The sequence below is a fragment of the Salinibacterium sp. M195 genome, from assembly GCF_019443965.1.
Classification (GTDB): domain Bacteria; phylum Actinomycetota; class Actinomycetes; order Actinomycetales; family Microbacteriaceae; genus Rhodoglobus.
In genome coordinates this window covers 770,414-790,294 of sequence record NZ_CP040814.1, presented here as the reverse complement: position 1 = coordinate 790,294, position 19,881 = coordinate 770,414, and the positions used below count along the sequence as shown (strand labels likewise).

The window sequence follows — 19,881 nt, the reverse complement described above, 5'->3', positions numbered from 1 at the left end:
CGCTCGGGAGACTCTCAGCCACGCAGATGCTCGAGCTAGCGTGCAGCCCGAACAGGTGCTCGTGTTTACGCGGCAATCACCTTCAATGGCAACGACGAAAGCCCTTTGAGAGTGTTGTGGAGATACGGCACTGGCTCGCCCACTCGTTCGATGCGCTTCACTCGCGTTGCAAATGTCGTGAGCAACACGTCCATCTCGAGTCGCGAGATGGGTTGCCCAACACACTGATGGATGCCCATGCCGAATGCCAAATGACCGCCAGCCTGACGCGTCATCCGATACTCATCCGCGTCCTCACCCCACTGCGCAGGATCGCGATTCGCCGCCCCCGGAAACACGAGCACTTTCTGGCCCTCGTCGAGCTGGATGCCGTGAAACTCGGTCGCCCGCGACGTTGTGCGAAAGAACGACTGAAACGGTGACTCAAAACGCAGCGCTTCGTCGATCGCGAACTTCATGAGCGATGGCTTCTCGTGCACCGCCTGCCACGCCTCCGGGCTTCCGCTCAGGCAGCGGAGCGTGTTTCCGATCGCGAGCGCCGTCGTGTCTAGACCAGCCGAGAGTAGGGCCCGCACCAGCAGGGCCGCCTGGTCGCTGGTGATTGCTCCGGCATCCGCATGCTCCCAGATCTTGGAGCCGAGACCATCCGTGCTGAGATTTTCGCGCGCGCAGTTCGCCATCACCCAGTCGCGGGTGCCGTCACCCTTGGCGAAGTACTCGCGGTAGCGGTCATCCTCTGGCCCGAAAGTACTGAAGTTCATCGCGCCATGGGGCAGAAGGTTCTCCATGCGGCCCTCGCGCGGAATGCCAACAGCATCCCCGAAAGCCCGGATCGGGAAGACCTCGGCCACTTCGGTAATCGCATCGAACTCACCCTGAGCAATCAACCGATCGAGCAGTTCTTCGGCAAACTCTTGGAACCCGGCGCGCAGGGATCGCACGCCCCGCGGCGAAATGACATCGACCATCGCCGCCCGCATCGGGCCATGCATCGGCGGATCAGATTCGAGGATGCCCTGCGGTCGCCACGCAGGTTCCTTATGCAGGTTCTTTGGCCCCACACCAGCACCGTTGATGAAGGTTTCGTGATCGACAAGGATGTCGCGAACTTCAGTGTGCCGAGTGAACGCGAGCACGTCGTACCGCTCCAGCCAGACGGCAGGGCCCGCCGCGCGCATACGCTCAAAGAGTGGATACGGGTCGGCGAGATTCTCATCCGAATACGGATCGTCGCTGAATGAAGAAATGGCAGACATCGAGGCTCCTCTGGCTCACTGCGAAGAATCTGACGGTATCGCTCAGTGCACATCACTGCCACTGTTGTTCTCACACAGTGAGACAGCTGTTTGTAGGCAGGGAACGTCGGTGCAATGATGAGTCGACGTTCGAAGGGAGAAACATGGTTATGGATTCATCCCTCGAGCGCGGGCTCGCGCTGCTGACTGAAATCGCCGCATCGGGAGACCACACCGCACACACTCTCGCCGCTGCGGTCGGGCTTCCCGTCAGCACGACCTACCGCTATCTGCGCACTCTGCGCGCGACCGGCTACGTTCGAGAAGGGGAAGGCCGCTACGAGCCAGGGCGCGAACTGCTGGCCCTCACCGGCCGCCACAGCGCTCAGTCCGCCCTCGCCGAAGTCGGCCCGGCAGTGCTCAGCAGCATCGTCGACGCCCTCGGCGAGACCGCGGTAATGATTGTGCGAGTCGGCACTCAAGCGTTGTGTCTGCGAAAGTCCGAACCAGACAAGGCCCTCAAGTACACCTTCGCGGTGAACCAACTGCTGCCGCTGCACGCCGGCGCCGGCCAGCGAGTCCTTTTGGCGTGGGCCCCCGAAACCGTAATCGAACGAGTTCTTGAGGCCGAGCGTGAACAGTACACCGACAACACCCTCACCACGGCGCAACTGCGCCACACCATCCAGAGTGTGCGGCAGACCGGCTGGGCCGTCTCCCGCGGGGAATACGAGGCAGGATCTGTCTCGGCCGCCGTACCGGTGATGTTTCACGGCGAGGCCGTGTGCTCGCTCGACGTCGCTGGCCCCGAATCCCGCTGCGGCGACAAAGGCTGGGTGCCTCGAGCGGTCACCGTGCTGCAGACAGCGGCAGCTGACCTCACCGACGCGCTCGAAAGTTGGACAACATCCTCCTCGAAGGCAACATCCTTCTCGAAGAAAGGGACCTCATGACCACGAAACCCGTTCTGTTGATCGGCGACGGAGCCGCAACGCTCACCGACCTGATCGACGTGGCACGCGATCGCCGACGCGTTGCCCTTGCCCCTGAAGTGGCCGAGCGCATGGCACCCAGCCGTGACTGGATCGAAGGCATCATTGGCGGCATGGAGGCGGGCAAAGACACCGCACCGATCTACAGCATCAACACCGGCTTCGGATCCCTGGCCGGTCGACAAGCCTTCGATGACCCCGCGGATGCCGCTGAACTCAGTCGCCGTCTCATACTGGCGGATGCTGCGGGCGTGGGTCGCAACGTCGACGAAGAGGTCGTGCGCGCCACCATTTTCATTCGCATCGTGAGCCTGACCCGCGGCTACTCCGGCGTGCAGTTTGCCATCGTGCAGGGGCTCATCGACATGCTCAATAAGGATGTCTTCCCGGCTGTTCCGGAGTACGGATCCTTGGGAGCCAGCGGCGACCTCATCCCCCTCGCCCACATCGCGATCGTTCTCACTGCGCCACCGAATGTTGGCGGAAAGCCGGTAGAGGACGATCCGCTCGACTCCGGCGAAGCGTTTGTGGATGGCCGCATTGTGAGCGGTGTCAAAGCGATGGCGCACGCGGGCATCCCGCGCATTCCGATCTCTGCCAAGGACGGACTCGCACTTCTCAACGGCACCTCATTCTCGGCAGCGCAGGCCGCCTTGGCGCTGTGGGACGCGCAAGTTCTGCTGGACACCGCCACGATTACCGCCGTCATGTCAATTGAGGCACTGCGCGGCTTCGGCGACGCTTTCATCGCTGAGCTGCATGACGCCCGAGGCCAGAAGGGCCAAATAGCGATCGCGGCGCGCATCCGCCAACTACTGAGCGACAGCTCCTTTGTCACCGGCGACCGAGACAGCAATCCGGACCGCCAGCCGCCGCAAGACGCCTACTCGCTGCGGTGCGTTCCGCAAGTATTCGGGCCAGTGAAAGACACGCTCGACTTCGTGGGCGGAATCATCGAAACTGAGATTAACGCGGCCACCGATAACCCCCTCATCATTCCCGAGCTGCCGTCGAGCAGAAGCCTCAAGGCAGTATCGGGCGGCAACTTCCACGCCGAATATCTCGCGTTCGCCGCCGACTTCCTCTCAATCGTTGTGACCGAGATCGGCAACATCACCGAACGACGACTGTTCCGCCTCGATGACGGGACTCTCAATCGTGGCCTGCCAGACATGCTCGTCGCGAGCGAAAAAGTTGGGCTCGACTGCGGCTTCATGCTGCCGCAGTATCTAGCCGCCGCTCTCGTCTCGGATTGCAAGACCCTGGCGCATCCCGACAGCGTCGACTCGATCCCCACGAGCGCGAATCAAGAAGACCACGTCTCCATGGCGAACAACGCTGGCCGTCACGCGCGAACCATCGTCAGCAATATCCAGCAAGTGGTCGCCATTGAACTACTCATGGCCACCCAGGCACTCGAGCTTCGAGAAATCGAACGAAAGGGCACCGGCCAAACAATGGGTACGGCCAGCCGTGCCGCCGTCGCCCTCGTGCGCGGCACTCCCGCGAGCGACGGCCGGCCCAACGGTCACCTGAAGAAGGACGCGGTTCTGTATCCCCGCATCCGTGCCGTCGCCGAACTCGTGACCAGTGGTGCCGTGATCCGTGCTGCGGATGCCGCCCTTAGTGCCCCCGACGGTGTCGAGGCCGAGACTGACGACGAGACCACGACCGAGCCGAGAGCAGGGTCAGACACCGGGGCCGCGAGATGAGCATCGAACTTCGCGTACTCGCCCGCGACACCGTTGCGGACCGGGTTGATGCTTTCACGCTTGGCCGCCCCGACGGCGGAACGCTTCCCGCCTGGACCCCGGGTTCCCACATCGATCTCACGCTGCCCGGCGGCGTGATCCGGCAGTATTCGCTGTGCTCAGATCCTGCCGACGCCCACACGTGGAGGGTTGCCGTTCTTCATGAGCCGAAAGGACGAGGCGGGTCAGTAGCGGCGCACAAACACCTGCAGGTCGGTGCGCGGGTTCACGCTGACGGTCCGCGCGACAACTTCGGCTTCATAGCGGCGTCAGCCGAAACGGCAACGGCAGCAGCAGCACCCGACTTGCTCTTCATCGCGGGAGGGATTGGCATCACCCCGATCCTGCCCATGGTGCGGGCAGCCGACGCCGCGGGGGCGAACTGGCATTTGCTCTACCTCGGACGCTCCCACGAATCGATGGGATTCCTGAACGAACTTGCGACCTTCGGCGACCGGGTGACAGTGCATCCCGGTCACGATCGTGGGCGAATCGACGTGGCCAACGCGGTCGATTCCACCGGGCTCGACACTCCCCAGATCTTTGCCTGCGGGCCCGAGCGACTGCTCGACGCCGTGATTGCGTGCTGCCCAGCCGAATTGCTTCACATCGAACGATTCACCGGAAACGGAACCGGAGCCGAAAGCACCGACACCGCTTTCGTCGTTGAAACCAACGACGGCACCGAGATCGCGGTAGGCGCCGACGAAACGATTTTGGCGGCAATGACGCGCTGCGGAGTGCCTGCCCTGAACTCCTGCCAAGAAGGAATTTGCGGAACGTGCGAAACCGTCGTGCTCGGCGGAGTGCCCCTGCACCGTGACGAAGTGCTCAGCGACGAGGAACGTGAGAGCAACGAAACTATGATGATTTGCGTGTCTCGCAGTGTCGGCGAGCGCCTCGTTCTCGACCTATAGCCGAGTGAGCGCAAGCAGCAAATACGCCCGCAGCAGCTACATGGGCGCCCCTGATCTTGTCGACATAGTCGGTGATTGTCGTCGCACCCGGGACAACAAAGCTGGTGCCCTCTAATTCAGCGAGGCTAGCGGCATAGAGCAGTTCGCTACACCCTCTAGCCAATGTCAGCGCGGACGGTGTGGGAGTTGGCGTCTCGGTTGCGATCGCGCATCGGCTGCACCCGCCAGCAGCTGAGGGAACGCAGCATCCATTCGGCCGGCCCGAATCGCGCAAACCGCAACCAGAGCATCGCGAAAAGACTGAGACCAATCCATACCCCGACTGCGAGGCTGACGCCAGCGAGAGGCGAAAGCAGCCCAAACAGTCCCGCGCCATAACTAAACGCGAGGGTGCTCAAAACTACCGACTGCAGAAGATACACGCTCAACGACATTCGACCGGATGCTTGAAGTAGCCGGGAAACGAACTGGGGCAGAGAAGCCCACATGAGCATGAGTGCAGAGACATAAGCGGCGCACAGCGCGGGCGCTACCGCGAACCCGACCATGAGGCCAAGCGCGGTGAATTCACCGCCATTTACTGACAAAGTAGCGCCAACCGCGCCCCCGATCAGCCCCGCAGAACCAGCAATCAGCAGTACTCGCCGCGCACGGCCGCGGTACGCACCGGGGTTGGTGAGGATGTCAGTGCGACCGAGTGCGATACCTACGAGAACACAGGCGAAGGCGGCGGGTCCCTGCACAAGTGCGAGGGTCAGCATCGTGGCCGGCCAGGTGAGCAGGTGGTAGCCGATGACGTCGGCAAAACCGCCAGTCGTCAGTATCGCTAAGGATTCGGCGGATACGGGCTCATCCAGTGGCACATCCATGATGGCGAGTGCGCCCCCAGCCATTAGCCAGAGCACGCTCGCAGTCGCATACACGACGATGGCGATTCGGATCAGGCTCGAGGAGGATAGCCGGCGCAGGAAGTAGGCGATTGTCCCCACGGCGGCATAGATGACGAGGATGTCACCGGGGAAGAACAGCACAGCGTGGAGCACTCCGAGAATCACGAGACCGAGCATCCGACGCGCATAGCGTGGCCCAAGCGTGTCACCACGCTGTGCCACTCTCGCCAATTGGACCGATAGCCCATAGCCAAAGAGAAGCGCAAACAGTGGGTAAATCTTCAGCACAGCAAACGTCGTCACGAACCACTGTGTGACAAGGTCCACGGTCGAAGTGTCGCCTCTCCACCCGGCATTGGGGTGTTGAAGTATGAACTCGACGTTCACAATCACGATTCCCAGCAGGGCAACGCCCCTCAAACCATCAACGAGACGATGCCGGTCCTTCGTGATCGCTTGCGGCGAGGAGACTGGGCTGTCGGCGGCGGTTTCAGCGGGTGCGTTCATGGCGTCAGTTTATGAGTGTGAAACGCATTATGCAAGTCACTCGCAAAATGCGACCTTGGTAGGATACGGTCATGGAGTCACAGAAAAAGCTGGTTGTGGGGTTGCGGGAGCGAAACCGGCGCACTGCCATGCGAGACACCCAGCGAGAGGCCCTCCGCCTGTTTTACGAGCGAGGATTCACGCACGTGAGCGTGGATGAGATCGCGACGAACCTCGGGATGGCGGCATCGACGGTGTTCCGCCACTTCGGCACCAAGGAAGCGCTCGTGCTGTGGGATGAACATGACAGCGCACTCGAAGAAGCGCTCACGAAGAAGCTCACCGAAACAGTGAAAGGTGAAAGTCCGTTTTATATCCTTCGGGATGTCTTCATTGACACCCTTGCTTCGCGCTACCGCGAAGATCTGGAATTCGAACTACAACGCGTCAGGCTTATCTATCAGACAGAAGCGCTGCACGCCGCCGCGATCGAGGCACAATTTACCGACCGTGAAGAACTCACCGCGGCGCTGAAACAGCTACTGACCCCTCGACACGAGAACGCAGCCTCCCTTCTCGCTGGAGCCGCGTTGCTCGCCCTCGACGCCGCAGTCGAACGCTGGCAAGCGGCCAATGGCAAAGACGATCTCGGCACGCTCGTGCACGAAGCTTTCACCACACTGGAAACCCTCGCATCGGTGCGATGACGGGCGGCGCGCCGGCGAGCCGGCCCGAACTACCGCACGGAATACCGTCAGCAGTCCTGAGGTTGCACCCGTCATGACCGACCTGCTCGCGCCCGACACCGCCATGGGCGCAGTGACGCTCAGCGTCGCCAACCTCGACGCCCTCACCGCGTACTACCGGGATGCCGTAGCCCTAACCGTACTCAGCGAGACTCCAGACACGGTCGTTCTCGGTCGCGGCACCACGGCCGTCGTGATCCTCAAGCACTCGCCCGCGCTGAAGCATGCGAGCCCGCGGGATGCTGGACTCTTCCACACGGCCATCCTGTTCGACACCGAAGAAGCGCTCGCGGCATCCGTGTACTCGGTGGCCACTCGCTACCCGAAAACCTTCACGGGCAGCGCCGACCATCTCGTGAGCAAGGCCTTCTATTTCACGGATCCCGAAGGCAACGGCGTCGAACTCTACTGGGATCGCGACCGCACCCAGTGGAGCTGGACCCACGGTGCCGTCGAAATGGCCACCCTCTTTCTGGACCCCAACGGCTTCTTGCAAGAGAACCTCACTGAGGCAGCCGTCGAGCAACCCGTCATCGGTGGCGCCCGCGTCGGCCACGTGCACCTGCAAGTGGGCGACGTGAAGACTGCGCGCGAGTTTTATGTCAACCAGCTCGGCTTTGAAGCGACCACCGAAATCCCCGGAAGCGCCGTCTTTGTGAGCGCCGGCGGCTATCACCACCACATGGCCATGAACACCTGGAATTCGAGCGGTGCTGGTCCGCGACTGCCCGCACTCGGACTCGCCCAAGTCGACATTGCGGTGCCGAGCGCCGACGACCTCGGCGCGCTTGGCGAACGGATGACGCACCACGGCATCCCGCTACGAAACGATGGCGAGACCCTCAGTTTCGATGACCCGTGGTCCAACACGATTCGCGTGAGCACCGCCGCGAAATAGCGCGGCGACACGGGCCGAAAAAGTGCTTGCCAAGACGTCAATCGAGGCGCACACTATCTCCCATGGACGCCGATCCTGTATCCACAAATCCGGAACACTACTCAGTGGTGTTCGAGAATGACCGCGTACGAGTGCTTGAGTACATCGATGCGGCTGGCGACAAAACGACACCGCACGAGCATCCTGACAGTGTGATGATCACCCTCAGCGATTTTCAGCGTCGCCTCCATGCGGAAGGCAGCTTCCGTGATGTCGAACTGCCCGCGGGCAAAGCCGTGTGGCTCGCGGCTCAGCGTCATGCCGGCGAAAACATTGGGGAGACCCCGACACACGTAATCTTCGTCGAACTCAAAGACGCCACGCGCGAAGGGTCGATGTCAGGGTGGTTGGGCCCAGCCCAACTCGCGCGCTAGCCGCCGAGAAGTTCGTCGATCTCGCGGATGATCGGCCACGCACACTCTTCAGAGTTCGAAAGCACCACAACGTCGAGCTCAGCCTCGAGGTAGTGGCGAACGATTCCGGATGCTCCGGGCCCAACACCGTCAGCAAAATAGCTGCGCACGGTGCCGTCTTCGTTCATGTCGAACTCGAGCCCAAAGCCATACCAAGTCTCTTCGTCGTACTTCACCTGCGGGGTGAGAAACTCTTCCGTGAACTCTGCATTGAGCAGTTCACCATTGCGCAGAGCCTGGATGAAGCGAATCAGATCGGCCGCGGTGACATGCGCTCCACTATCGGGGAGCCCAATGGGCGGCGCACTGTAAATGTTGGACACCCAGCGACCGTCCATGAAGTCCCAGCCTTCTGCGACCCGCGGTGCGGCATCGCGACGGTCATAGAAACCAGAATCGATCATGCCAGCGGGAGCGAACACTTCGTCGAAAACGTACTGGCGGTACTTCTCTTCAGTGACCTTCTCCAGCGCGAGCCCAGCGAGAACGTAACCAGCGTTGCTGTACACGCACTCGACTCCCGGCGCCGCCAGAGATTCTTTGTTGATGAACAGCGGCAACTGATCGGCCGGTTCCATAATCGTGTAGGTCGGGAATTCAGACCAGAGGGCGGCGTAGCTTTCGCCCTCCTCTTCATCCACATCATCGGCAATGCCGCTCGTGTGAGTCAGTGCGTGCAGGAGCGTGACGGCCGGGTCGATCTCCGATTCGGCAAGGTCGACATAGTGGTGAATGGACGTCTCAAGATCGAGCTCGCCCTTAGACACCTGCTGCAACACAGCCACACTCGTGAAGAGCTTCGTAATCGAGCTCGAGTCAAAGCGGGTGTCTGCCGTGTTCGGCACATCCCATCGGTGGCTCGCCTTACCCATCACTGCCTCAAAAATGGTGGCGTTGCCGCGCTTAATTAAGACAGTGCCAGAGAAGTCGTTTTGCTCAAGAAATTCATTGAGCTCGGTGGTGTCCATACGGCGAGCCTACCGACTGTCACTGATCAAAGGCAGCACGGAGGCCGGAGCCGGTTTCAGCCGGTCACTCCACACGCTCACAGCGAACAGGGCGCGTTCTCGGAATAGCCAACGACTGCCGAGAGTTCAACGGATACATGACTACTTCTCTAGACACCCACACCAACTTCGTCGCCGGCACCTGGGACATCGATCCCACCCACTCGACGGTCTCCTTCGCGGTCAAGCACCTCATGATCAGCAAGGTCCGCGGCACCTTCGACGGCTTCAGCGGCACCATCGTCACCTCAGATAACGCCTCAGAGAACCAGGTCAACGCCTCGATCGATATGGCAACCATCAACACCAACCAGGCTGACCGCGATGGCCACCTGCGCACCAACGACTTCTTCAACGTGGAGGAATTCCCCACGGCAAACTTCACATCGACCTCTGTCGCAATCAACGGCGACGACATGACTGTCGAAGGCGAACTCACCCTCCGCGGCGTCACCAAGCCAGTCACCCTCAAGGGCGAATTTGGTGGCATCGCCACCAGCCCCTACGGCCAGACCATGGCCGCGGCGAGCGTCAGCACCGTCATCAACCGCACCGACTTCGGCGTCAACTACAACGCTGCACTCGAAACCGGCGGCGTGCTCCTCGGCGAGAACGTGACTCTTACGCTTGAGCTTGAGGCTGCACTTCAGAAGTAGCGTCGACCACGCACATCACGGACGAGGCCTCTCTGCGCACTGCGCGGGGAGGCCTTTGTCATGACCCGCTAGCGGCAGTGTCGAGCAATACCTTCTCGGCGGCAGCAACGGCGGCGCTCCGCCACACCACAAGCGCGGCCGCAGTAACGATGAGCACCAGAATTCCGGCACCCCACGCGAGTCCCGCGTAGCCGACGACCGCCAAGATGGGGCCGGCGAAACCTCCGCCGACCGCTCCAGCGAGGCTCATGATCGTGTCGCTGCGCCCCTGAATGCGCAGCTTCGTTTTTCCGGTTGCGAGGTCAGCGACAAGCGCCGAGCCTGCAACAGTTGATGCGCTCCAGCCGAGGCCAAGCAAGACGAGCCCAACAGTGACCGCTGCGTTGCTCAGTTGCCCAAGCGCGACCACAAGCACGGCGGCCGCAAAAAACGCCTGCCCAATGAGGATCGTGGGGATGCGGCCGAAACGGTCACTGGCCCATCCGAAGACTGGGGATAACGCGTACATTCCCGCAATGTGCAAGCTGATGGTGAAGCCGATGATCGTGAGGCTTGCTCCCTGGTGGCTCAGGTGCACCGGCGTCATTGCCATGATCGAGACCATCACCGCATGGCTGATCGCGATGGCAGCGATCGCGAAGACGAGCGGGCCACGACCGCGCACGATTCCGGCATCCGCCACAGCAGCAGGTTCAATCGGGCGTTGGGCGGCGAGAGTCAGCGGATCAGGCCGCAGCACGACAAGGTACAGAGCCATGGCCGCGAGTTGGGCGGCAATCGCGAACACAAACGATCCGGTATTGGTCGGCAGCGACAGCCACTGCGCGACCGCTTCGCCGGGCCCAATGAGGTTCGGGCCAGCAACGGCGCCAATAGTGGTTGACCAGACCACGAGCGACAGGTCACGACCGCGGTGTTCGGGAGCCGCAACATCCGTCGCCGCAAAGCGCGCCTGAAGGCCGACCGCTGTGCCAACTCCCAGCATCGCGAAACCAAGGATCAGCAGAGGAAAAACTGCCACCCCAATAGCGATGACAGTGATGAGCGAACCACCGGCCGCAACACCGGCGCCAAGCGCCAGCGCCGGGCGTCGACCCCATCGTTGTGCAAGTCGAGCAAGCGGAATCGACACGAGTGCTGCACCGAGAGTGCTGGATGTCGCCGCCGCACCCGACAGCGTCTCGCCGCCCAGATCTGCGGCCAGAATCGCGCCTACCGCAACCGTCGCTCCCAAACCGAGACCGGCAAGCACTTGGCCCGCAACCAGAGTCCTGACGATGCGGGATTGCACTGCACGATCGATGTCCATGGGTACAGTCTGGCGCACCACTAGCCTCCGCTAGACTGGAGGCAATCCGCCCGCGCGAAATCATGGAGTGATTCGGTGCCAATTATTGTCGTCGAGGTAATGCCTAAGGCTGAAATCCTCGATCCTCAGGGTAAGGCCGTAGCCGGCGCCCTCGTCCGCCTCGACAAGAGCGAGTTCAGCTCGGTGCGCATCGGTAAGCGTTTTGAGCTCACCGTTGAGGGCCCGATCACTGATGAGCTGCTGGCTGAGGCCCGCGAGATCGCTAACGATCTTCTGGCCAACACGGTGATCGAAGATGTTATTTATGTCGGCGAGGCTCGTTCCGCCGACGACGCTCAGGGCGCATAGTGCGCGTCGGAGTCATCACTTTTCCGGGCTCGCTCGACGACCGTGACGCTCAGCGTGCGGTCAAGCTGGGTGGCGGCGAGCCGGTAGCCCTGTGGCACGGCGACCACGATCTCAAGAACGTGGATGCCATCGTTCTGCCCGGTGGTTTCAGCTACGGCGACTACTTGCGCGCCGGTGCAATCGCAGCCCACTCGCCCATCATGAGCGAGGTCATCACGGCCGCCAACGCGGGAATGCCCGTTCTCGGCATCTGCAATGGTTTCCAAATTCTGGTGGAAGCACACCTTCTGCCCGGCGGTCTCGTGCGCAACGATCACGGTGACTTCGTGTGCCGCGACCAGAAGCTGCGCGTCGAGAATGTCAACACTGCGTGGAGCAACGACTTCAAAGAGGGCGAAGAGATCATCGTCCCGTTGAAAAACGGTGAAGGTGGCTACATCGCCGACCAAGACACGCTCGATCGTCTTGAGGGTGAAGGCCAGGTTGTGTTCCGTTATCTCGAGGTCAACCCCAACGGCTCGGCGAACGACATTGCCGGCATCTCAAATGCGCGAGGCAACGTTGTTGGACTGATGCCGCATCCCGAACACGCCACCGAGGCAGGATTTGGCCCAGACACTCGCGCCGCGATGCGTTCGGGCACTGATGGCCTCACGTTCTTCACGAGCGCGATTAGCTCGTTGATGGCTAACGCCTAAATCCGAAAGCTAGGCTCCTATGTTTGCGACCCCCAAGTCACTTTTCCGTGTGCTCGCATTCGCGGAGGCGGTCACCTGGACTCTGCTCATCACTGGCCTCATCTTGCGCGCCACGATGGGGCTGGATGTCGCGGTGTCGATCGGTGGGGCCATTCACGGTTTCGTCTTCCTGGCCTACGGTGCCACCGCCGTGTTGTTGACGGTGAACCAGCGTTGGAGCGTCGGCACCGCCGTGCTCACCATCGGTAGCGCCGTCGTTCCGTACGCGACGATCCCCGTTGAGCTGTGGCTTGCGCGCTCGGGTCGCCTCAACGGCGACTGGCGCAAGGAGGCATCCGATCATCCGCGTGATGCGGGTTGGGTTGACCGCACGATGCGGTGGGCCCTCAACCACCCGGTTCTGCTCGTCAGCGTGATCGTCGCGGCTGTCGTTGTGCTCTACGTTGTGCTCATCACGCTTGGCCCTCCCGGCGGCGGCGAATAGCCGTGGGCAGGCCTCGCTAACCCCACAGGTCACGCACCGAGATCAAATCGTCACCTCCCGGTCCTCAACGCACTGAATCTCGCACGTATCCTCAGTTAAAGGGATATCACGCGTACAAAATTTGGCGCTGCTCGGCTCTCGGGGGATAGCATGCGCAAAGTACTCAATGTCGAACGATCTTTTAAGAAACGCTTCGACCGTCTGATCCGAATGACATTAGCGATCGCGCTGGCAGCCACCGCGATCGCAGTCACCCCGTTCCCGTCAATCGGTGGCGCACAACCAGCTGCGGCGGCTCCTGGCGTGCCCAATGCCCCCGTAGTGCTCTATAGCGAAGACTTTGAAAACTCTCCCGATGCGGGCGTCCCTCAACAGATCACCGAGTACGAGTCGACGAGCCCCCAATACAGCGGTGGCGGCTACACCGCCTCTAACTACTGGGCACGAGCCACTAACTGCAACGGCTTCATCCTTTCGAGTGGCAGCACTTACCCGGCACGAGCCTGCGACAACCGAAGCAGCAGCTTCTATGCAGTTCGCACTCTTGCCCCAGTGCTCGGAACCATCGGAGGGACACCACCAAGCACAAATAGCGTTGTTGCGGCATACACCTCCGGCACGGGCCTCACTTCAAACCAGGTCCAGTTCGCAACAACCGACGCGATTGACCTGCGGACACCTTCTCGTTTTCTCACGTTCTCCGTGGATGCGGCAGCAGCAAACTGTTTCGCCAGCGCGCCCCTACTTCAGTTTTATATAAAGAATGCGGACAACACTGAAACTGCGTTGGGCGGGAGAATCAACCCCTGCAATACTGCAGACCCTCGAACTACCTACATCGCTGGCTGGACTCGAGGCGGACATTACCCTGCGAGTGGTTCGTTCATTGCCACTGGTGACTCCGTTGGGGTCGTGATGCGAAACGTTAATGGCAGTACCGGCGGCAACGACGGCGCCTTTGACAACATCCAACTTCTTGACGCTACGCCTCAACTCGACAAGTCGTTCTCGGTACCGAATCCCGTCTCTGGGGTCTCTACTTTGACGTTCACACTGACGAATACGAGCGACCTCGCCACAAAACTCGGCTGGGGCGCCACGGACGAATTGAGCTCTGGGCTCCAAGTGGCAAGCCCGAACAATGCTTCAACAACGTGCACCAACGGTGCGATTTCCGCGGCGGGCGGCAGCGGCAACATCACCCTCCGAGGTGACCTCGCTGGGGACACCGCACACCTTACCTCGTGTACATTCACGGTTGACGTCGTGCCAACTTCTCCTGTCGCGCAGGGAGCAGCCGCTCAAGTCTTCCAAAATTGCGCACGCAACCTCAGTGACATTATCGGACTCGATCCGCCAGCAAACTGCGCAAGCCAGTCGTTCCCCCCGGTCGCGCAATTGTCTGTCTCAAAGTCCTCGACAGCCTCGACTGCCACCCGCGAAGGCGATGTTGTGAGCTACACGGTCACTGCCACCAATACAGGAGGCAGCGCCTATACGTCAGCTGAACCCGCCACAGTGACTGATGATCTCTCGGGCGTGCTCGACGATGCGACTTTCAACAACGACGCAAGCGCGAACGCGCTTAGCGGGCCCACCTTTACATCGCCAATTCTCTCGTGGTCAGGGCCGCTTGCTGCAGGCGCCTCCGTGACGCTTAAGTATTCCGTGACAGTTTCACTTGCCGGAGACGCCGTACTTTCAAACACTGCCTGCATTCCTGCCGGGCAGGCATCAGCAGACCCGTGCACGACAGTTTCGACAGCTATTACACGAGCGCCGTCGATTCGACTTGTGAAGTCTGCATCACCGCTTTCTGTGGTTGATGGAGAGCCGATCACCTACACCTTTGTAGTGACGAACAGCGGAAACGTCCGTTTGAACTCTCCGACAGTGAGTGAGGACTCATTCAATGGTGCGAATCCCGCAGGGATGAGTGTTCTTGATTGTGGAGTCCCGGCGCCAACCACGCTGATGCCTGGCGCACAAATGATTTGCACTGCCACGTACACACCCGTACAAGGCGATGTTGACGGAGCATCACTCTCCAATACCGCAACGTCGTCTGGCGTGGCCGCAGCAAGCGGACCGGTCAGTTCACCACCTCAAACGGTCACGCTACCGGCGGTTCAAGACCCGTCATTGTCGATGGCAAAGTCTGCAGGTCCCGGTGGATTCACCGCTGCAAACCAGCTGGTTACGTATTCGTTCCTGATCACCAATACAGGAAACGTCACCCTTAACTCGATAGCTGTTCGGGAAGGCACGTTCTCCGGAACGGGCGCGATGAGCACACCGAGCTGTCCGGCAGGCGCAAGCTCAATTGCTCCAGGAGAACAGATCACCTGTACCGCGACTTACACACTGACACAAGACGATGTTGACAGCGGCGGTCTGGAAAACTCGGCTACGGCAGCTGGCTCTTCGCCCGCTGGCCCCACAATCGTCTCCGCACCTGACGAAGCAAACTTCCGGATTGCCTCTGCTCCGTCACTCTCGGTAGATAAGTCGGCCACCTCTGGCCCGCTCACCCGCATCGGACAAGAAGTGACTTACAGTTTTCTCCTGACGAACACCGGCAATGTAACTCTCGATGAGGTGGAGGTTACGGAGCGTTCGTTCACGGGGACTGGCACAATTACGATGCCCTCGTGCGCGGTGCTCACTCTGGCCCCGGCCGCCTCAACGAGCTGCACCGCACAATATTTTCTTACGCAAGCCGATGTAGATGCAGGTCAAATCCAGAACACCGCGTCAGCGAGCGGCACACCACCCTCAGGGGCACGAGTGCGATCGAGCCTCTCCAACGCTTCCGTTGACATCACCCCAACTGCAGCGGTCACCATGCGCGCTTCGGTCAGTCGATCGGAGGTCACACTAGCTAACGCAACCATGGCATTTCAATTCGAGATGACGAACACTGGCGAAAGCACCCTCCGCAGTCTCGTCGTCAATCCGAACGATTTCTCCGGAACGGGAACTCTGGGAACCATTACTTGTCAATCGGCATCGCTGGCACCAGGGGAATCAACCCTGTGTTCCGTCGAATATCGAGTGACGGCGGCTGATGCCGCGGTTGGATCGGTCTCACTATCGGCCGTTGCAGGTGCGACCTCAGCGTCAGGCGTCAGCCTCTTTACCGAACTCGATACCGCATCGGTGACTATCGTGCCCATCTCCGAGTCATCCCCGGCCGGCCTCGCGTTCACCGGCTCTAGCAGCACCGGCGGCATCCTCTTTGCATTAGGGGGAATCCTCGGCGGTGCTGCCCTGCTCTTCATAGGGACTCGCTTTGTGAAAAATGGATCTGCAACTACGAACGTTATTCGCATCAAGTAATCCCCTGAGCACTAGGGATTGTGCCTCGAGCTAACGACCGGAAGTGACAGGCTTCGCCCTAATGGGACGATTCCTACAGCAGGAAGAACCCGATTACTCCCGGGTTGCGCGCGTGCACGATGACGAGGAACACGACCGCGTCAAACAGTAGGTGCACGCTCAACACGTAGACCAGTGACTTCGTGGTCGAGTAGATCCAGCCTTGCAGCAGGGCGAACGGGATCGTCAGCAGCGGGCCCCACGACTGATAGCCCAGTTCCCACAGGAACGACACAAAGATCACCATCTGCAGCAGGTTCGCCTGCCAGACCGGAAAGTGCCGCCGGAAGAGCACGAAGACGGTGAGGATGAAGAACAACTCGTCCCAGGTGCCGACGGCGTTCACTCCAACAAATAGCCGACCAATCTCGTCAGGCGCAACGACCGCAGGCCAGTTGAGGTAGACACCGCTCGTGATGAAGTAGAACGGCAGGATGAGCCAGCCGAGAAAGAGCACGAGAAACAGGTAGCCCCACTGAACACGGTTCCACGGCCATCCGCCCCGCCAGCGAAAACGGATGAGGCGATCCTTGAACACGAAACGTGACAGCGCATAGGGAACGGCCACGGCCGCCGCCAGAACGAACCCGAGCAGGAAGAAGTTGCCCCAGCTGATGTCAGCGGCCACCGAAATGGTCGAGACGATGACCATGCCGGTGGCAATGAGAAACAGGTCTTTCGCGAGGCCATCCGTGAGCTTGCGGCTGTCGGTGAACCAGGCTGCGGCGAGCGCCAACGCCACAACGACATAGCCGAGCAGCGGCATCCGCAGGGAGAACAGGAGAACCGCTGACCCGCTCAATAGCGCTGCGGGAACAAGGCCCCAACTTCGTGAGCTGAGGGGAATTGTGGGTGCAGCGCTATCGAGTGCGGGCATCGTTGTGGTTCCTAGTCGGTGGAAGTGCGCTTCGCTGTCGAGGCCTGCGCCTCGTCGGCATCGGTTTCTTCTGGGCCAACCAGGTTCTCGGGGACATTGTCCTGAACCGCAATTGCTCCCGTGAACTCTTGGCGGCGCGCTTCAGCTTCCGCGCTGCCGCTGAACAGCCCGCGCTCCTGAGGATCAATGGAAGCACGACCGCGCGGCCGGGCTTCGTTCTCCACCATGAGCACGCGAGTGCGGGGCAGCGCTGCGGGGTTCTTCTGCTGCAACCAGCCGACCATGTCTTCGCGAACGAGGGTGCGGAGATCCCACTGTGCGCCAGAGTCTGCGGCGCTGATCAGCACACGTACGCGCACGAAGCCACCCGTGGCATCCACGACTTGGATGTTGGCGGTGCGGCCATCCCACAGGTCGGAGTCGGCCACGATTTTTTTGAGCTGCGCGCGCATTTGATCGATATTGACGTGCCAGTCGAGATCGAAGTTGATCTCGCCAAGAAGCTCGGTGGCGTTGCGGGTCCAGTTCTGGAATGGCGTGGTCGTGAAGTAGGTGGATGGCAGCACGAGGCGTCGCTGATCCCAGATGCTCACGACAATGTAGGTGAGGGTGATTTCTTCAATACGGCCCCACTCACCGTCGGCGATGACAACGTCATCTACTCGGATGGCATCGCTGAAGGCGAGCTGCATTCCCGCGAACACGTTAGCGAGAGCTGATTGCGCGGCGATGCCGGCGACAACGCTGACGAGGCCAGCGGAGGCGAGAACACTCGCGCCGAGCGCTTCTGCTCCGGGGAGCGTCAACAGAATGGCACCGATTGTGACAATGATGATGACCGCAGCAAGCACCCGACGAATCAGTTGAATCTGGGTGCGGATGCGGCGAGCGGCCCGGTTGTCGGGAACATCCGTGGGATAGCGAGTGAGCGTTCGATTGAGCAGGAGGTTGATCACAGCGATGAGCAGCCACCCGCTGACGGCAATGACGAGCACGAGGGTTACCCCATCGATAACGCCGCGAAAACTCTCAACGGGGAGGGTGATCGAGATCGCAACCCAGACGGCGAGCAATGCCATGAGCACTCTCAGGCGGCGGCGAGTCGGTGCCAAGGTTTTGTACACCCCCGGTCGCAGCCGTGCGATTCCCCGCACAATGAGGGAGAGCACCCCGATAGCGATGACAACTGCGACAAGCGCAATCACTACAGCGACGGCAAGACCCAGCCACGATACCCATTCAAACAATCGAGTGATTTCCTTTCATTGGCGTTGTGCCAGCCTACGGGCACTTACCGTGATGGCGCCTGCCGTGATTAACTAGGGCGATTCGAGAGGGGTGCAATGAGCGAGGCAGCAACTCACAGTGCACGACGCAGCTCTCTGCGCCGGTGGACGGCAACCATTCGTGAATCGATCGCCACGGAGCTGTGGCCGCTGCCTACTCTGTTCATCATCATTGCGGTTGCACTGGGCATAGCGCTACCTCTTCTGGATCGCGCCGTCGACTCGTCCCTTGCCCCAGGGTTTGAGCGTGTGCTTTTTGCTGGAGGGCCGGAGGCCGCACGAGCGGTGCTCTCTGCCGTTGCTGGATCATTGATCACGGCAACCTCGCTAACCTTCTCCCTCACGGTTGTTGCATTGCAGCTCGCCAGCAGCCAAGCCTCCCCCCGCGTGCTGCGCACCTTCCTCAAAGACCCAACGGTGCATTGGACTCTCGCCGTCTTCGTTGGAACCTTTGCGTACTCCCTGACAGTACTGCGCACGATTCAGGATGGCTCCGACACTTTCGACCCTGTAGTGCCGCGGCTCGCCGTCACCCTGGCTTCGCTGTTGACGCTAGCGAGCGTCGTCATGCTTGTATTGTTTTTGGCGCATCTAGCCCGGCAACTACGCATTGAAACAACAATGCGTCAGGTTTATTTGGAGACCAGCAGCACGATCAACCTAGTGGCATCCACTATGGCGGTCGGTCGCACAGAGCTCCCCGAGTGGCCACCAGACGAACGCATCGAATTCAGCTTGGCCACACGGTCAGGATTCATCCGTTCCACCGATCGTTCGCGGCTCCTGACCATCGCGATTAAGTACGACGTTGTCGTGCGAGAAGAGCACACTGTCGGGCATCACGTCGTCAGCAAAACGCCCGTGGCACGGTGGTGGCCCCGTGACCCGATGCGCCATGTGGATGACGAAGAACGCGACACGATTAACCGGGCGATAGCGGGCGCCGTTGACCTCGCCTATGAGCGCACGGCCAGCCAAGATATTGGTTTCGGCATCCGGCAACTCGTTGACATCACTGCCCGCGCACTGTCGCCAGGGGTCAACGACCCCACGACCGCGGTGCACACGCTTGGCCACATTTCGGCAACGCTCTGTTCCCTGGCTGAGTTGCCCATCCAATCGATGGGGCTCACCGACGACGACGATCTCGTGCGCGTCATCATCAAACCTCACGATTTCGTGAGCCTGCTCGACATCGCCCTGACTCAACCACGACGCTATGGCGCAGGCGACCCCGGTGTGGTTGAGCGGCTCTTTCAGCTACTGCAAGAGGTCGGCTACCGCGCAGAACGAAGCGAGCAATCAGAGGCGGTGCTTCAGCAGATTGATCGGCTGGAGGCATCCGTTGCGGCCGAAACGTACGACTTCGTCGAGCGTGAACGGTTCGCCCACTTCGCCGAGGCGGCCCGCGCGGCGACCGTCGCTCACCGCTGGCTCTAGGCCGGCAGCGGCGCTTACCCCCTCTAAGTGG

At 60.9% G+C, this 19,881-nt stretch carries 18 protein-coding genes; 12 read left to right on the top strand and 6 right to left on the bottom strand.

Going from position 1 to position 19,881, the window contains the following annotated elements; translation table 11 throughout:
* Window positions 1-65 precede the first annotated feature (65 nt).
* Complete coding sequence (locus FFT87_RS03740; protein WP_219950026.1) at window positions 66-1,256, bottom strand: cytochrome P450; 1,191 nt, start codon at window positions 1,254-1,256, stop codon at window positions 66-68.
* Window positions 1,257-1,405: 149 nt separating this feature from the next.
* Between FFT87_RS03740 and FFT87_RS03735 the strand changes: the two genes are divergently transcribed.
* Genes FFT87_RS03735 through FFT87_RS03725 form a run of 3 tightly spaced genes read left to right on the top strand, consistent with a single transcriptional unit; the run spans window position 1,406 to window position 4,895 of the window.
* Window positions 1,406-2,188 (top strand): IclR family transcriptional regulator, encoded by a 783-nt coding sequence (locus FFT87_RS03735; RefSeq protein ID WP_219950025.1) that lies wholly within the window; start codon window positions 1,406-1,408, stop codon window positions 2,186-2,188.
* Window positions 2,185-3,939, top strand: a complete 1,755-nt coding sequence (gene hutH / locus FFT87_RS03730; RefSeq protein ID WP_219950024.1) for a histidine ammonia-lyase — start codon at window positions 2,185-2,187, stop codon at window positions 3,937-3,939. Before FFT87_RS03735 ends, hutH begins: the two co-directional genes overlap by 4 nt.
* The gene (locus FFT87_RS03725; protein ID WP_219950023.1) at window positions 3,936-4,895 is read left to right on the top strand and encodes a PDR/VanB family oxidoreductase; all 960 of its coding nucleotides are present in this window, start codon (window positions 3,936-3,938) and stop codon (window positions 4,893-4,895) included. The genes hutH and FFT87_RS03725 overlap by 4 nt, the downstream gene beginning before the upstream one ends.
* Before the next feature lie 155 nt (window positions 4,896-5,050).
* Here FFT87_RS03725 and FFT87_RS03720 read toward each other — a convergent pair whose 3' ends face one another.
* Window positions 5,051-6,292: a DUF418 domain-containing protein gene (locus FFT87_RS03720; protein ID WP_219950022.1), complete on the bottom strand. Its 1,242-nt coding sequence runs from the start codon at window positions 6,290-6,292 to the stop codon at window positions 5,051-5,053.
* Between the two features lie 71 nt (window positions 6,293-6,363).
* Here FFT87_RS03720 and FFT87_RS03715 point away from each other — a divergent pair, with 71 nt between their 5' ends.
* The 3 genes from FFT87_RS03715 to FFT87_RS03705 all read left to right on the top strand — a co-directional run bounded on the left by FFT87_RS03715 (window position 6,364) and on the right by FFT87_RS03705 (window position 8,328).
* A complete protein-coding gene (locus FFT87_RS03715) occupies window positions 6,364-6,978 on the top strand; it encodes a TetR/AcrR family transcriptional regulator (RefSeq protein WP_219950021.1) in 615 nt (204 codons plus the stop codon).
* A 73-nt stretch (window positions 6,979-7,051) separates the two neighbouring features.
* Window positions 7,052-7,915 carry a VOC family protein gene (locus tag FFT87_RS03710; protein WP_219950020.1) on the top strand — a complete coding sequence of 288 codons (864 nt, stop codon included), beginning with the start codon at window positions 7,052-7,054 and terminating at the stop codon, window positions 7,913-7,915.
* Between the two features lie 62 nt (window positions 7,916-7,977).
* The gene (locus FFT87_RS03705; RefSeq protein ID WP_219950019.1) at window positions 7,978-8,328 is read left to right on the top strand and encodes a cupin domain-containing protein; all 351 of its coding nucleotides are present in this window, start codon (window positions 7,978-7,980) and stop codon (window positions 8,326-8,328) included.
* Here the strand turns inward: FFT87_RS03705 and FFT87_RS03700 are convergent.
* Window positions 8,325-9,335, bottom strand: a complete 1,011-nt coding sequence (locus FFT87_RS03700; protein ID WP_219950018.1) for a serine hydrolase — start codon at window positions 9,333-9,335, stop codon at window positions 8,325-8,327. The two genes, FFT87_RS03705 and FFT87_RS03700, sit on opposite strands and share 4 nt — an antisense overlap.
* Window positions 9,336-9,472: 137 nt before the next feature.
* Here FFT87_RS03700 and FFT87_RS03695 point away from each other — a divergent pair, with 137 nt between their 5' ends.
* Entirely contained in the window at window positions 9,473-10,030 is a 558-nt protein-coding gene (locus FFT87_RS03695) for a YceI family protein (protein WP_219950017.1), read from the top strand.
* Window positions 10,031-10,088: 58 nt separating this feature from the next.
* On the opposite strand, the gene FFT87_RS03690 is transcribed toward FFT87_RS03695, so the two are convergent.
* Window positions 10,089-11,339: an MFS transporter gene (locus FFT87_RS03690; RefSeq protein WP_255560039.1), complete on the bottom strand. Its 1,251-nt coding sequence runs from the start codon at window positions 11,337-11,339 to the stop codon at window positions 10,089-10,091.
* Window positions 11,340-11,414: 75 nt separating this feature from the next.
* Between FFT87_RS03690 and purS the strand changes: the two genes are divergently transcribed.
* The 4 genes from purS (at window position 11,415) to FFT87_RS03670 (ending at window position 16,208) form a co-directional block, all read left to right on the top strand.
* A complete protein-coding gene (purS, locus tag FFT87_RS03685; RefSeq protein ID WP_219950016.1) occupies window positions 11,415-11,687 on the top strand; it encodes a phosphoribosylformylglycinamidine synthase subunit PurS in 273 nt (90 codons plus the stop codon).
* On the top strand, window positions 11,687-12,385 hold the full coding sequence (gene purQ, locus FFT87_RS03680; RefSeq protein ID WP_219950015.1) for a phosphoribosylformylglycinamidine synthase subunit PurQ: 699 nt from the start codon (window positions 11,687-11,689) through the stop codon (window positions 12,383-12,385). Before purS ends, purQ begins: the two co-directional genes overlap by 1 nt.
* Before the next feature lie 19 nt (window positions 12,386-12,404).
* Entirely contained in the window at window positions 12,405-12,869 is a 465-nt protein-coding gene (locus tag FFT87_RS03675) for a DUF3817 domain-containing protein (protein ID WP_219950014.1), read from the top strand.
* Window positions 12,870-13,079: 210 nt separating this feature from the next.
* Complete coding sequence (locus FFT87_RS03670) at window positions 13,080-16,208, top strand: DUF11 domain-containing protein (protein WP_219950013.1); 3,129 nt, start codon at window positions 13,080-13,082, stop codon at window positions 16,206-16,208.
* 73 nt (window positions 16,209-16,281) lie between these two features.
* On the opposite strand, the gene FFT87_RS03665 is transcribed toward FFT87_RS03670, so the two are convergent.
* Both FFT87_RS03665 and FFT87_RS03660 read right to left on the bottom strand, forming a co-directional pair.
* Window positions 16,282-17,124 carry a type II CAAX prenyl endopeptidase Rce1 family protein gene (locus tag FFT87_RS03665; protein ID WP_219950012.1) on the bottom strand — a complete coding sequence of 281 codons (843 nt, stop codon included), beginning with the start codon at window positions 17,122-17,124 and terminating at the stop codon, window positions 16,282-16,284.
* Between the two features lie 11 nt (window positions 17,125-17,135).
* On the bottom strand, window positions 17,136-18,371 hold the full coding sequence (locus FFT87_RS03660) for a mechanosensitive ion channel family protein (RefSeq protein WP_219950011.1): 1,236 nt from the start codon (window positions 18,369-18,371) through the stop codon (window positions 17,136-17,138).
* Window positions 18,372-18,467: 96 nt separating this feature from the next.
* Between FFT87_RS03660 and FFT87_RS03655 the strand changes: the two genes are divergently transcribed.
* Window positions 18,468-19,850: a DUF2254 domain-containing protein gene (locus tag FFT87_RS03655; protein ID WP_219950010.1), complete on the top strand. Its 1,383-nt coding sequence runs from the start codon at window positions 18,468-18,470 to the stop codon at window positions 19,848-19,850.
* Window positions 19,851-19,881: the final 31 nt, after the last annotated feature.

Coding starts and splice junctions, on each gene's coding strand:
- FFT87_RS03740 (WP_219950026.1), bottom strand. CDS start 1,256: ATGTCTGCCATTTCTTCATTCAGCGACGATCCGTATTCGGATGAGAAT.
- FFT87_RS03735 (WP_219950025.1), top strand. CDS start 1,406: ATGGATTCATCCCTCGAGCGCGGGCTCGCGCTGCTGACTGAAATCGCC.
- hutH (WP_219950024.1), top strand. CDS start 2,185: ATGACCACGAAACCCGTTCTGTTGATCGGCGACGGAGCCGCAACGCTC.
- FFT87_RS03725 (WP_219950023.1), top strand. CDS start 3,936: ATGAGCATCGAACTTCGCGTACTCGCCCGCGACACCGTTGCGGACCGG.
- FFT87_RS03720 (WP_219950022.1), bottom strand. CDS start 6,292: ATGAACGCACCCGCTGAAACCGCCGCCGACAGCCCAGTCTCCTCGCCG.
- FFT87_RS03715 (WP_219950021.1), top strand. CDS start 6,364: ATGGAGTCACAGAAAAAGCTGGTTGTGGGGTTGCGGGAGCGAAACCGG.
- FFT87_RS03710 (WP_219950020.1), top strand. CDS start 7,052: ATGACCGACCTGCTCGCGCCCGACACCGCCATGGGCGCAGTGACGCTC.
- FFT87_RS03705 (WP_219950019.1), top strand. CDS start 7,978: ATGGACGCCGATCCTGTATCCACAAATCCGGAACACTACTCAGTGGTG.
- FFT87_RS03700 (WP_219950018.1), bottom strand. CDS start 9,335: ATGGACACCACCGAGCTCAATGAATTTCTTGAGCAAAACGACTTCTCT.
- FFT87_RS03695 (WP_219950017.1), top strand. CDS start 9,473: ATGACTACTTCTCTAGACACCCACACCAACTTCGTCGCCGGCACCTGG.
- FFT87_RS03690 (WP_255560039.1), bottom strand. CDS start 11,339: ATGGACATCGATCGTGCAGTGCAATCCCGCATCGTCAGGACTCTGGTT.
- FFT87_RS03675 (WP_219950014.1), top strand. CDS start 12,405: ATGTTTGCGACCCCCAAGTCACTTTTCCGTGTGCTCGCATTCGCGGAG.
- FFT87_RS03670 (WP_219950013.1), top strand. CDS start 13,080: ATGACATTAGCGATCGCGCTGGCAGCCACCGCGATCGCAGTCACCCCG.
- FFT87_RS03665 (WP_219950012.1), bottom strand. CDS start 17,124: ATGCCCGCACTCGATAGCGCTGCACCCACAATTCCCCTCAGCTCACGA.
- FFT87_RS03655 (WP_219950010.1), top strand. CDS start 18,468: ATGAGCGAGGCAGCAACTCACAGTGCACGACGCAGCTCTCTGCGCCGG.